Origin of the sequence: Stenotrophomonas maltophilia group sp. msm1 (genome assembly GCF_032025805.1) — a bacterium.
In the GTDB taxonomy this organism is placed as follows: Bacteria; Pseudomonadota; Gammaproteobacteria; order Xanthomonadales; family Xanthomonadaceae; genus Stenotrophomonas; species Stenotrophomonas hibiscicola.
The window spans coordinates 961506-974032 of the sequence record NZ_JAVSKH010000001.1 but is presented as its reverse complement, the minus strand read 5'-3'; the positions used below and the strand labels follow the sequence as shown (position 1 = coordinate 974032).

Here is a 12527-nt window from a genome sequence, read left to right as displayed (position 1 = left end):
ACTGCACAAGGATGTAAGACATGCCAACCAACATCGATACCCATGATCTCGATGCCACCTCCGGCGCCGTGTATTTCGCCGTCGGCCGTGGTACCGAAGGTGGCCCCGCCTCCTACCATCTGGCCATCGCCGGCATCACCCAGGGCGTGACCGAACCGCACTGGGGCACGGTGAACAAAGTCGCGCAGAACAGCGGTTACAGCCTGGGCGCGATCCAGGTCGACTTCGGCCAGCGCGGCGAGTGGGCGCTGGGCGCCATCGACGGCCACGCACTGAAGGCGGGCGAGACGACCTATGTCGACGCCGTGATCGATCAGGCCAGCACCTATGCCAAGGCGCACAACCTGCCCTTCACCCAGGACCACGCCGACCTGCGCCGCGACCTGCTCAGCCACGGCAATGGCCTGAGCGGGCGCAGCTCGATCCAGTTCATCGATACCAACACGCGCGACAGCATCAACGCCTGGGCCGGTTCGGCCGAGGGCAAGCAGTGGATCCACGCGAACATCGACTACCCGCAGGTGCGCAACGCCACCCGGATCGGCATGGCGATGGTGGACGCACACGGCAGCGGCATCGCCGAGGAAAACCGCTTCGAAGCGATCAGCCTGATCGCCAAGACCGCCAACCAGTTGCCCAGCCAGCTGCCCAAGCTGCAGAAGGTGCTGGAAGAAGGCGGTGACTACGAGGCGCTGCGCGCGAAGGCCGGGCAGATCCGCGAGACCTACCAGTACTTCGACGCGCCCAAGGCCGGCGACATCGCCGTGCGCTACGAAAATGCCTACGCCAACAACAAGGACGCGATGGACCGCGCCCATGCCAAGGTCAGCAGCCGCGACTACTCGCCCGCCGGTGAGCACAACGATGCGGACATCAAGGTGGCGCTGGACCAGATCGGCGCACCGCGCCAGCAGGCCGGTTCGCAGACGTTGAAGGAAGGGTCCAGCGGCCGTGACGTGCTGAAGCTGGAAAGCAACCTGGTCACGCTGGGCTATGCCAGTGCTGACGGCCAGCAGACACTGAATCCGGACCGGCGCTTCGATGCCACCACCCGCAAGGCGGTGGAAGACTTCCAGCGCGCACACAACCTGGACCCGGTGGACGGCAAGGCCGGGCCAGCCACGCTGGCCGCGATCGACCGCGACGCGCGCGAACTGCAGGGCAACCTGGCCGCGCTGGGGCTGACCGACGCCAAGGGCCAGGCCATCGGCAGCGATGGCTATCTGGGCGGTGGCAGCCGCCATGCGATCAATGCTTTCCAGCAGCAGCATGGCCTGCCTGCGACCGGCATTGCCGATGCGGAAACCCGCCAGGCGCTGGCCAATGACGTGCAGCAGCGTGCGCAGGCGCAGGGCAACACCCCGGAACAGCAGGCAGCGGCCGAGCCTGCACGCGAGACGGTGTACCCGATGTCCGACCCGCGCAGCCCGCAGAACTGGCTGTACACCGAGACCCTGGTGCAGGTGAAGTTCGCCGAGGAAGCGCGTGGCCTGCCCTCCGGCGAGCACAGCGAGAAGCTGGCCGCTGCCCTCACCGTGGAAGCTGCGCGTGCCGGCCTGTACCGGGTTGATCGCGTTGAGCTGAACCAGGATGGCTCGATGGCGCGCGCGGTGCAGGCCAATGCGCTGCACGACGAAAGCGCGTTGAACCGCAATACCGCGCCGGTATCGACCGCTGACGCGATGCGCCAGAGCGTGCAGGAGAACAGCGAGCGGGCATTGCAGGTGAGCGATCAGCAGCGCGAGCAGCAGAAGATCGACCAGCAGACCCAGCATCACGGCCCGCGGGCCATGATGGCGTAAGAGAGCGGGCCAACTGGCCCGTGAGTGCCATTGCCTTGCTCACCCCTCGTCGGCTTGAGGCCGACGAGGGCGTTGGTTGAGGTGCGTCGAGGATTGTCGCAAATGCGAGGTCTTGCGCCCCGGAGCGTGCCCACGCTTCGAGGTAGTGGGCCTCGAGGTGTAGTCGATCCGGTTTGATCGCGTCGACGCTTTGACGACAGATAAGTCCGTCCGGAGCTTTCCCTAAGTGGTCAGTACCCGCCATCCATAGGCGGTCTGCTTCCAGTAGGCGTCCTGGCCATCTCCGGTCCATGCGAACGTCCACGTCTCGCGTGCGCATCCTGGAAGATCGTTGGTAATAGTGATCTTCTCTCCGGAAGCACCATGATGGAAAAGGGCGCGGATGGCTGGCGTCCGAGGTGAATCCCGCTCCCCCCTACAGCGATGGCGAATGGTCAGTGTCCCAAGTGCAAGCGTCCGCTGGTGGACATCCTTGCGTGCGTCCAGCCATCGAACGACTTCGTTCGCTTCGTCAGTTCCGGCGCTGTAGCGCGTGGTCCGATCGACGGCAACCGCAAGGCGGTCCAACGCCATCACTCCCGGCCATGTCGTCGAACCAAGCGCAAGCGCAAAAGCCAACAGACATTTGAATGACACCGAAAAATTCGATTTCATGGATGCTGCTTCCTTGAACACAGAATCGCGTGTCTCCAGCCTGCTTCCATACTCAGAAGATTGGCAATGAGAAAAGCTGCAATCTGCATCATGCGATCCGACGTCTTTCGGGTTTTGCGAACCAGGGAACGACGGCCAAACAACAACTTTTGTTGATAGCGACAGCTACTGACGTCAATGCCAGTTACCGCTCCCAGCCAAGTCGACACACTCATTGCCTCGCACCGGCTTACCCAGTCTGAGAGGCCTCGCCTGCAATCATCCTCCCTCCTGATGCTCGCCTCATGACCGCTATCACAAAGCGCGCCCTGAGCATCGTCTACGCATCCTTGAAGGACGCAGGATTTGTCCGAAGTGGAGCAACTTTTACGAGATGCCACGAGAGTTTCATCGATGTGTGTGCTCGCCCGCTTCATCCCGCGGCGTTGCATGGATTGGACCACCAATCTCAACGAAACCGACTGCGACGTGAGATGCAGGCCGCTCCCCCAGGCAACAGCGACCATTGGATAGCCGTTGAAAAGGACGCTGATCTGCTCAGGACTGAGGTGGATGCTCTATTGATAGAGAGTGCCCTTCCATTTTCTCAAAGTTCCAGGACATCGATTCCATCTGTGAAGCTCTGACGGTCGCGGCCATTCAGGCTGACACGACGCCGGCACACTTCAGTTCGATCACGCGCGTCGGCAGGGCCCTGCTCGCTGCCCATTCGTGGCAGGCAAAGGCTGACACCGAATCTGCCAAGGCGCTGGCCACATATGGACTCTCCATCTGTAATGGCGCTACCTCACTGAGAAGCCGATTCAGGAAAATTCTGGAAGCTTAGCCGGCCCCAGAACCGACGCAGGCATTGAAACACTGCCGCCTCAGTACCCGCCGCGCGCGCCGCCCACCTGCTCGATCAACGTCTGGCTGGCAGCATTCAGCCCCACCACCGTCACCTTCGCCCCATGTGCGGCCAGCTATTCCTGCGCGCGTTCCAGCGCGGCCGCGGCGGTCAGGTCTCACAGGTGGGCGTCGCGCAGATCAATCTGTACCTTCGGCGTCACGTGCTGGTAATCGAACACCGCACCAGATGGCCGGCCGAGGCAAGGAACACCTGCCAACGCACGCGGTAGACCTGCGTGTCACCGGCATCGTAGCGCTGCATATCCCGCATGCGGCCGAGGAATTCGATGATCATGTTGGCCAGGCCCTGGGCGACGCATTCGCGGTCACGCTCGCTGGGCCTCTCGTCGATGTCCTCAACGTTCTGCGACGATGCCAGACAGCGGAAGGCAGCGAGGCATGCCGCCGCTCTACAATCGGGCCATGGCCACCCACCGCCCGCAGTTCTTCGACCCCGCCACCGAACAGGGCGTGCTGCGCCTGTCGATCGCCGCCTCGCTGCTGCTGGCCGCCGCCGCAGTGGTATTCGGCCTGCTGGCCAATTCCTCGCTGATCATCTTCGATGGCATCTACGGCCTGATCGACGTGGTGATGACCTGGCTGTCGCTGCTGGTGGCACGCCTGATCGCGCTGTCCACCCAGACCGATGCGCTGCAATCGCGGCTCAACCAGCGCTTCACCATGGGCTTCTGGCACCTGGAGCCGATCGTGCTGGGGGTGAGCGGCACGCTGATGATCGGCGCGGCGCTGTATGCGCTGGTCAATGCGGTAGATGCACTGATGTCCGGGGGCCGCCACATTGCGCTGGGCCCGGCCATCGCCTTCGCCGGGCTGTCCATCGTCGGCGAAGGCGCACTGGCCTGGTTCATCCTGCGCGCCAACCGCCGCATCGGCTCGGAGTTCATCGCACTGGATGCGAAAAACTGGGTGATCGCGGCCAGCATGTCGGCCTGCTACCTGCTGGCCTTCCTCGGCGGCGTGCTGGTGCAGGGCACGTCCTGGGCCTGGGTCGGGCCGTACATCGACCCGGCCATCCTTGCCTTCGTCTGCGTGCTGGTGATGATCGCCCCGCTCGGCACCGTGCGCCGGGCGCTGGCCGGCATCCTGCTGGTCACCCCGCCGGAGCTGCAGGCGCACGTGGATGCCGTGGCACGCGCGATCGTGGCCAAGCATGGCTTCGTCGAGCACCGCAGCTACGTGGCGCAGGTGGGGCGAGGCGAGCAGATCGAGCTGTTCTTCGTGGTGCCGGAAAACGACCCACCACGGCCGCTGGTGGAATGGGACCAGCTGCGCGATGAGATCGGCGACGCGCTGGGCGAGGCCTCGCCGGACCGCTGGCTGACCATCATGTTCACCACCGACCGCGAGTGGACGATCTAGGCCGACAGGACGATCGATCAAGTTTTCCGTACGCCCTGCAACCCAACGTACGCGGAAAGCGGGCAAAGTAGGCTCCAACGCAACACCCACCCACCGACCAGGAGCATCCCGATGTCCATCGAAAAGGTTCTGTACACCGCCCAGGCCACCTCCACCGGCGGCCGTGAAGGCCGTTCCGTCTCCTCCGACAACGTGCTGGACATCCAGCTGTCGACCCCGCGCGAGCTGGGCGGCGCCGGTGGCCCGGGCACCAACCCCGAACAGCTGTTCGCGGCTGGCTACTCGGCCTGCTTCCTGGGCGCGCTGAAGTTCGTGGCCGGCCAGGCCAAGGTCGCGCTGCCGGCCGACACCACCGTGACCGGCAAGGTCGGCATCGGCCAGATCCCGACCGGCTTCGGCATCGAAGCCGAGCTGACCATCAACGTGCCCGGCGTGCCGCGCGAGCAGGTGGAAGAGCTGGTGCAGAAGGCGCACATCGTGTGCCCGTACTCGAATGCCACCCGCGGCAACATCGACGTGACGCTGGTCGTGGCCTGATGCGGTGATACCGGCCAGCGGCCGGCACTACCAACGTGAAGAGCAAAAAAATGGGCGGATGCCGGTCGAAACCGAACATCCGCCCATCCCACCTTCGTTGTCCCACAGGGGGCATGAGGTTGCTGGCCAGCGGCCGGCACTACCAGGTCACTTCTCGCTGGTGATCAGCTGCACGACGCTGGAGAAATCCAGCTTGCCGCGGCCGGCCTGGTGGTTCATCGAGTACAGATTGCGGGCTACTTCGCCCAGCGGAATCGAGGCGCCGACACTCATCGCCGCTTCCACTGCCAGGCCCATGTCCTTCAGCATCAGATCGCTGCCGAAGCCGCCGCTGTAACCGCGTGAGGCCGGTGCATTTTCCAGCACGCCCGGCCACGGATTGCACACTTCGGTAGCCCAGCTGCGGCCGGTGCTGACCGCCATCATCTGCGACAGCACCTTCGGGTCCAGCCCGTGTGCCACGCCCAGCGCAATGGCTTCACCGGTCACCGCCATGATCACGCCCAGCGCCATGTTGTTGCACAGCTTGGCGACCTGGCCGGCGCCGCTGGCGCCCACGTGGAAGATGTTTTTGCCCATCGCCTGCAGCACCGGACGGGCACGCTCCAGCGCGTCCTCTTCGCCACCGACGATGAAGGTCAGGGTGCCGGCCTGGGCACCGGCGGTACCGCCGGACACCGGTGCGTCGATCATCTGCAGGCCACGTGCGGCGGCCGCTTCCGAGACCTTGCGGGCGCTGGCCGGTGCGATCGTGCTGCAGTCGATGAGCAGTGCGCCGGCCGGAATCGCGGCAAGAATGCCGTCGTCGCCCAGGTACACGCCTTCGACGTGGCGGCTGGCCGGCAGCATCGAGATCACCACTTCGGCGTCGGCCAGGGTGTCGCGTGCCGACGACGCAGCACTGGCACCGGCATCGACGGCGGCCTGGACCGCGGCCGGAACCAGATCGAACACGCGCACGCTGTGGCCGTTCTTGACCAGATTGGCGGCCATCGGGCCACCCATGTTGCCCAACCCGATGAATGCAATGCGGCTCATGCAAGGCTCCTTTCAACAAGGGGAGTGCCCAGGTCGGCCAGCGGATGCGCGGCATCGGCCCAGGGGGAAGCAAAGAAAGTGTCGGCCCACGCGCCGGTGGCCCCGGCCAGGGTGGCGGGGTTCCACTGCGGATTGCGGTCCTTGTCGATCAGCAGCGCGCGGATGCCTTCGGCGAAATCACCGTGGGCGGCGCAGTGCAGGGCGACGATGTACTCCAGGCGATAGATCGCGGCCAGGTCCTGGCCGGCACTGCGGCGCTGCAGTTCGTATGCCAACCGTGCCGAACCCGGTGCGCCGGCAGCCAGGGTCTTCTGTGCCGCCTGCAGCCAGGCATCGTCGGTCTGCAGGCCGGTAATGCGCGCCACGATGGCCTGCAGGTCATCGCCTTCGCACAGCGCCTCGACCTGCGCGGCATTGGCCAGCAGCGGGCCGGTGGCGGCATCGCTGGCATGCGACTGCAGCAGATGGGTCAGGCGTTCGTGGTTGTGTGCGGCATCGCTGGACCAGGCCACCTGCAGCAGCGCATCGAACACTGCACTGCGGCGTTCTTCGGCCACGTGCACGTCGGCCAGGCCGGCGTAGATAGCGTCGCCCGGGTTGAGCAGTGCACCGGTCAGGGCCAGGAACAGGCCGCCCTTGGCCGGCACCCGCGGCAGCAGCCAGCTGCCACCGACATCGGGGAACAGGCCGACGGTGATTTCCGGGAAGGCCAGCTTGGAACGTTCGCTGACCACGCGGTGGCTGGCACCGGACATCAGGCCGATGCCGCCGCCCATCACAATGCCATGGCCCCAGCACAGGATCGGCTTGGCGTAGGTGTGGATGAGGTAATCGACGCGGTATTCGACGTCGAAGAACTCGGCAGCATAGGCGTTCTGGCGGATGTCGCTGTGGCCGGCCTCGCGGAAGGCGACCATGCTCTTGTACAGGCTGTGCAGGTCGCCGCCGGCGCAGAACGCCTTTTCACCGGCGCCCTGCAGCACCACCATGGCGATGCCGTCGTCGTCGGCCCAGGCATTCAACTGCTTCAGCAGCAGGTGCGCCATCGGCAGCGAGAATCCGTTGAGCGTGCGCGGCGCGTTGAGCGTGGCGATGCCGATGCGCGTGCCATTGCCGGCCACGCGCTCTTCGAACAGCACCGGTGCGTCGTCGGCAGCGGTGTCGATGCTCATGCGTTCTTCCACTGCGCGGTGCGCTTTTCCAGGAAGGCGGTTACGCCCTCGACCTGGTCGGCGGTGTCGAACAGGTCGACGAAGGCTTCGCGCTCGGCCACCAGCGCCGAGGCGTGGGTGCCGGCGCGGGTGGCCTGTACCAGCGTCTTGCAGGCGGCTATGCTGGTCGGGCTCTGCTTGCCGGCCTTCTTCGCCCATTCCAGTGCCAGTGCCTTGGCTTCGCCCTTGCCGACCTTTTCTTCGGCCAGGCCAATGCGCAGTGCGGTCTCGGCATTGATGCGCTCGCCCAGCAGGATCATGCGCTTGGCCCAGCCCTCGCCCACCAGGCGCGGCAGGTTCTGGGTGCCACCGGCACACGGCAGCAGGCCGACGGTGGCCTCCGGCAGCGCCACCTGGGCGTGGTCTTCGATGATGCGCAGGTCGCAGGCCAGTGCGCATTCCAGGCCACCGCCCATGGCGTAGCCGTTGATGGCGGCGATCGACACGCCACGGAACCCGGACAGCGCTTCGAAGGCTTCACCGAAGCGACGCGCGGCCTCGCGCGCAGCGGCCTTGTCGCCGGAGGCGAACTGGTTGAGGTCGGCACCGGCGGAGAAGAACTTCTCGCCGTCACCGGTAATCACCAACGCGTAGATGTCGCGGTCTGCGTTGAGCGCGCCCACCAGGTCGCGCAGCGCCGACAGGCTGTGCACGGTCCAGGTGTGCGCCGGCGGGTTGTTCAGGGTGACCACGGCGGTGTGGCCATCGACCTCCACATTCAGGCCCACGTGCTCCTGGGTACGCCAATCCTTCATCGCAGTTCCTCTTCGGTGTTGAGCAGGTGACGGGCAACGATCACCCGCATGATCTCGTTGGTGCCTTCCAGGATCTGGTGCACGCGGCAGTCACGCAGCAGGCGTTCGATCGGGTATTCACGGATGTAGCCGTAGCCACCGTGGATCTGCAGCGCTTCATTGCAGATGTTGAAGCCCGCATCCGTGGCGAAACGCTTGGCCATCGCGCACCACACGTTGGCGTCGCTGGCACCGGCATCGAGCTTGCGTGCGGCGGTGTGCACCATCTGCCGCGCGGCCACCAGCTGGGTGACCATGTCGGCCAGCTTGAACTGCAGCGCCTGGAATTCGGCCAGCGCCTTGCCGAACTGGCGGCGCTCGCCCATGTAGCGGCGTGCGGCATCCAGCGCACCTTGCGCGGCACCCAGCGAACAGGCGGCGATGTTGATGCGGCCGCCGTCGAGCCCCTTCATCGCCAGTTTGAAGCCGCCGCCTTCCTCTCCCAGAAGGTGGCTGACCGGCACGCGGACGTTTTCGAAGGTGATGCCGCGGGTGGGCTGGCTGTTCCAGCCCATCTTCTCTTCCTTGCGGCCGAAGCTGATGCCCTGCAGGTCCGACGGCACGGCAATGGCGCTGACACCACCGGCACCGGCACCGCCGGTGCGCGCCATCACCACCAGCAGCTCGGTGGCCCCGGCGCCGGAGATGAAGGCCTTCGAGCCGTTCAGCACGTAGAAGTCGCCATCGCGCACGGCGGTGGTCTTCAGCGAGGCCGCATCGGAACCGGCGCCCGGCTCGGTCAGGCAGTACGAGGCCAGCTTGCTGCCTGAGGACAGGTCGCTGCCCCAGGCATCGCGCAGTGCCGGCTGGCCCCACGTGGACACCATCCACGAGGCCATGTTGTGGATGCTGATGTACGCCGCCGTCGACGGATCGACGTTGGCGAGCTCCTCGATGACGACGGCGGCGTCCAGCCGGCTCAAGCCGCTGCCGCCCACTTCCGGGTCCATGTACAGACCGCAGAAGCCCAACTCACCGGCCTTGGCGATCGCCTCGCGCGGAAAGATGCCCTCCGCATCCCATCGCGCGGCGTGCGGCGCCAGTTCGGCCAGTGCGAAGTCGCGCGCTGCCTCGCGGTACGCCTGCTGCGCTTCTTCCAGTTCCGTCGTCATCGAGTGGCTCATGGCTGCTCCTGCCGTTACTTCAGGCTGATCGTGGTGTTGACGCCGTGGCTCAGCGTCTCGTCATCGAACCAGCGCGCGGTGACCGTCTTGGTCTGGGTGTAGAACAGCACCACCTGCTTGCCGTACGGGCCCAGGTCGCCCAGCTTGGAGGCGCGCGAACCGGTGAACGAGAACAGCGGCACCGGCACCGGGATCGGCACGTTGATGCCGACCTGGCCGACGTCGATGTCTTCCTGGAACTTGCGCGCGGCAGCGCCGGACTGGGTGAACAGTGCGGTGCCGTTGCCGTTCGGGTTGCTGTTGACCATCGCGATGGCGTCTTCCAGCGTCTCTGCTTCGAGGATGACCAGCACCGGCCCGAAGATTTCTTCCTGGTAGATGCGCATGTCGGTGGTGACACCGGCAAAGATGGTCGGGCCGACGAAGTTGCCCTTCTCGAAGCCATCGACCTGCGGCTTGCGGCCATCCAGCACCAGCTTGGCACCCTGCTCCACGCCCGAGGCGATCAGGCCTTCCACGCGCTCGCGGGCGCTGCAGGAGATGACCGGGCCGACGTCGGTGCCGGCCACGGTGCCGGCACTGACCTTCAGGGTCTTGGCCTTTTCAACCAGATCCTGCACCCAGTTGCGCGCTTCACCGACCAGCACCAGGGTGGAGGCGGCCATGCAGCGCTGGCCGGCCGCACCGAAGGCGGCGCCGACCATCGCGTTGAGGGTCTGTTCCTTGTTGGCGTCCGGCAGCACCACGGCGTGGTTCTTGGCGCCCATCATGCACTGCACGCGCTTGCCGGCCAGCGAGGCACGGTTGTACACGTGGGTGCCGACGCGGGTGGAACCGACGAACGACACGGCCTTGATGTCCGGGTGGTCGCAGATCGCGTTGACCACTTCCTCGCCGCCGTGGACGACGTTCAGCACGCCCTTCGGAATGCCGGCTTCCAGGGCAAGCTCGACCAGGCGCATGGTGACCATCGGGTCCTGCTCGGACGGCTTGAGGATGAAGGTGTTGCCGGTGGCGATCGCCATCGGGAACATCCACAGCGGAATCATCGCCGGGAAGTTGAACGGGGTGATGCCAGCGCACACGCCCAGCGGCTGCATGATCGTGTAGGTATCCACGCCATTGGCCACGTTGTTGGCCAACTCACCCAGCTGCAGGTTGCCGATGGCGGCCGCATGCTCGACCACTTCCAGGCCGCGGAACACATCGCCTTCGGCGTCGGGCAGGGTCTTGCCCTGTTCGGCGGTGAGGATGTGGGCCAGCTCGCTCATGTTCTCGCGGATCAGCTGCTGGTACTTCAGGAAGATGCGCGCGCGGGTGCCGATCGGGGTCTTGCGCCAGGTCTTGAAGGCTTCCTTGGCGGCGGCGACGGCGGCGTCCACTTCTGCGGTGGTGGCGAACGGCACCTTGGCCAGCACGTCCTGGGTGGCCGGATTGATCACGTCCTGCCAGTGGGAGGTGGCCGATTCGATGAACTGGCCATCGATCAGCATGCGGATACGGGGCGCTTCAACAGTCATGACGACAATCCCACGGGCTCGAAAGATGCTTGGCATTATTCACAGCAGCCACCTCGATTTCCGGCCTGAATCCGCTTAATCTGGCCAACACGCCAGACGATTCATGTTAATTCTGTGAATTATTCATCCAGCCAGCGGCAGCTTGGCCTTCGCTTGCTGCGGCTGCGCGAGCAGCGCGGCTACAGCCAGGTGGACCTGGCCCGCGCCTTGGGCCTGTCGGCCAGTTACCTGAACCAGATCGAGCGCAACAAGCGCCCACTCACCCCGGCCGTGCAGAAGAAGCTGGGCGAAGTATTGGGCGACGTTTCCTCACTATTCGACGAAGATGAGCCTGCCGCGCTGCAGGAAGCGCTGGGCGAAACCCTGCGCGACCTGGGCCTGGCGGAGGTCAGCGCGACCGAGCTGCGCGCCTTGGCCGGCAACCTGCCGCAGGTCAGCCGCGCCCTGCTGGATCTGCACCGCCGCCACCTGGCGCTGCGTGAGCATGCCGCCGCCTTGGAGTTCCAGCTGGGCGAGCCCGGCGCCGGGAGCATCCTGCCCGCAGGCGACCAGGTGCGTGAGTTCTTCAACCGCATGCACAACCACATTCCCGAACTGGACGAGCTGGCCGAGCGTCTGTTCGCCGAGTGGGGGCTGTCGCCCGGGCACGTGGCACCACGCCTGCGCCAGCTGTTGGCCGACCGCCACGGCGTGCTGGTGGAAGTGGCCGCGCTGCAGGCCGGGCGCGAGAAGCGCCAGTACGATGCCGAAGCACGGCGGCTGTGGTTGCCGGACTACCTGGAGCCAGGCCAGCAGGCATTCCAGATGGCCGCCGAGCTGGCCCTGCACGGCTACCTGCCGCAGATCGATGCGGTGGTGGCACGTGCCGGCTTCACCGATGAGGCACGCATCGCTCAGGCCCGCATCGGTCTGTCGAACTATTTCGCTGGCGCCCTGGTGATGCCGTACATGCGCTTCCTGCGTGCGGCCGAGGCCAGCAGCTACGACATCGAACTGCTGGCACACCAGTTCGGCGTCGGCTTCGAAGCGGTCTGCCATCGGCTGAGCACGCTGGCACGGCGCAGCGCGCCCGGGCTGCCGTTCTTCTTCATCCGCGTGGACCGCGCGGGCAATGTGTCCAAGCGCCATTCGGCCACCGACTTCCACTTCTCGCAGGTGGGTGGTTCGTGCCCGCTGTGGATCGTCTACGAGGCGTTCAACCAGCCCGGGCGCATCCTTACGCAGACCGCGCGCATGCCCGATGGGCGACGGCATTTCTGGCTGGCACGGCAGGTCAGCAGTGGTCCGGTCGGCCATGGCCAGCCGCGCAAGACGTTTGCGGTAGCGCTGGGCTGCGACCTGCAGCATGCCGAGCGGTTGGTGTATTCACTGGGGCTGGATGTGCAGAGCCCGGGAAATTCGGTTTCGATCGGGCCGGGTTGCCGGGTGTGCCCGCGGGAGGACTGCATGCAGCGTGCGTTCGCGCAGTTGCCGGGGCGGTAGGGTTGGTTCGGCAGGGCTGCGCCCTGCACCTGCGGTAGTGCCGGCCGCTGGCCGGCAACCTCAAAAGCAAAAGCGGGCATTCAGTGGGATGGCGGGG

10 protein-coding genes and 1 pseudogene are annotated in these 12527 nt (G+C 65.7%); 4 read left to right on the top strand and 7 right to left on the bottom strand.

What is annotated here, in order from left to right; translation table 11 throughout:
• Positions 1-20: 20 nt before the first annotated feature.
• Positions 21-1802, top strand: coding sequence for a peptidoglycan-binding protein (locus tag ROV95_RS04260; protein ID WP_312543205.1), 1782 nt, complete (start codon positions 21-23; stop codon positions 1800-1802).
• 222 nt (positions 1803-2024) lie between these two features.
• On the opposite strand, the gene ROV95_RS04255 is transcribed toward ROV95_RS04260, so the two are convergent.
• Together ROV95_RS04255 and ROV95_RS04250 are read right to left on the bottom strand one after the other, a co-directional pair.
• Positions 2025-2456, bottom strand: a complete 432-nt coding sequence (locus tag ROV95_RS04255) for a hypothetical protein (protein WP_146256770.1) — start codon at positions 2454-2456, stop codon at positions 2025-2027.
• Positions 2457-3322: 866 nt separating this feature from the next.
• Positions 3323-3558 (bottom strand): annotated as a pseudogene (locus ROV95_RS04250) (STAS domain-containing protein); the annotation flags it as partial.
• 185 nt (positions 3559-3743) lie between these two features.
• Between ROV95_RS04250 and ROV95_RS04245 the strand changes: the two are divergent.
• Together ROV95_RS04245 and ROV95_RS04240 are read left to right on the top strand one after the other, a co-directional pair.
• Complete coding sequence (locus ROV95_RS04245) at positions 3744-4724, top strand: cation transporter (protein WP_005407688.1); 981 nt, start codon at positions 3744-3746, stop codon at positions 4722-4724.
• Positions 4725-4835: 111 nt separating this feature from the next.
• Positions 4836-5261, top strand: a complete 426-nt coding sequence (locus ROV95_RS04240) for an organic hydroperoxide resistance protein (RefSeq protein WP_005411948.1) — start codon at positions 4836-4838, stop codon at positions 5259-5261.
• A gap of 147 nt (positions 5262-5408) precedes the next feature.
• On the opposite strand, the gene mmsB is transcribed toward ROV95_RS04240, so the two are convergent.
• From mmsB to ROV95_RS04215, 5 genes are read right to left on the bottom strand one after another with little or no spacing between them, the layout of a single operon-like run.
• The gene (mmsB, locus tag ROV95_RS04235; protein ID WP_312543194.1) at positions 5409-6299 is read right to left on the bottom strand and encodes a 3-hydroxyisobutyrate dehydrogenase; all 891 of its coding nucleotides are present in this window, start codon (positions 6297-6299) and stop codon (positions 5409-5411) included.
• Positions 6296-7471 (bottom strand): enoyl-CoA hydratase/isomerase family protein, encoded by a 1176-nt coding sequence (locus ROV95_RS04230; RefSeq protein ID WP_312543193.1) that lies wholly within the window; start codon positions 7469-7471, stop codon positions 6296-6298. The genes mmsB and ROV95_RS04230 overlap by 4 nt, the downstream gene beginning before the upstream one ends.
• Positions 7468-8265: an enoyl-CoA hydratase gene (locus ROV95_RS04225; protein WP_312543192.1), complete on the bottom strand. Its 798-nt coding sequence runs from the start codon at positions 8263-8265 to the stop codon at positions 7468-7470. The genes ROV95_RS04230 and ROV95_RS04225 overlap by 4 nt, the downstream gene beginning before the upstream one ends.
• Positions 8262-9428: an acyl-CoA dehydrogenase family protein gene (locus ROV95_RS04220; RefSeq protein WP_312543190.1), complete on the bottom strand. Its 1167-nt coding sequence runs from the start codon at positions 9426-9428 to the stop codon at positions 8262-8264. Before ROV95_RS04220 ends, ROV95_RS04225 begins: the two co-directional genes overlap by 4 nt.
• A 14-nt stretch (positions 9429-9442) precedes the next feature.
• Complete coding sequence (locus ROV95_RS04215; protein ID WP_019661851.1) at positions 9443-10948, bottom strand: CoA-acylating methylmalonate-semialdehyde dehydrogenase; 1506 nt, start codon at positions 10946-10948, stop codon at positions 9443-9445.
• A 114-nt stretch (positions 10949-11062) separates the two neighbouring features.
• Here ROV95_RS04215 and ROV95_RS04210 point away from each other — a divergent pair, with 114 nt between their 5' ends.
• Positions 11063-12430, top strand: coding sequence for a short-chain fatty acyl-CoA regulator family protein (locus ROV95_RS04210; protein ID WP_019661852.1), 1368 nt, complete (start codon positions 11063-11065; stop codon positions 12428-12430).
• Positions 12431-12527 lie beyond the last annotated feature (97 nt).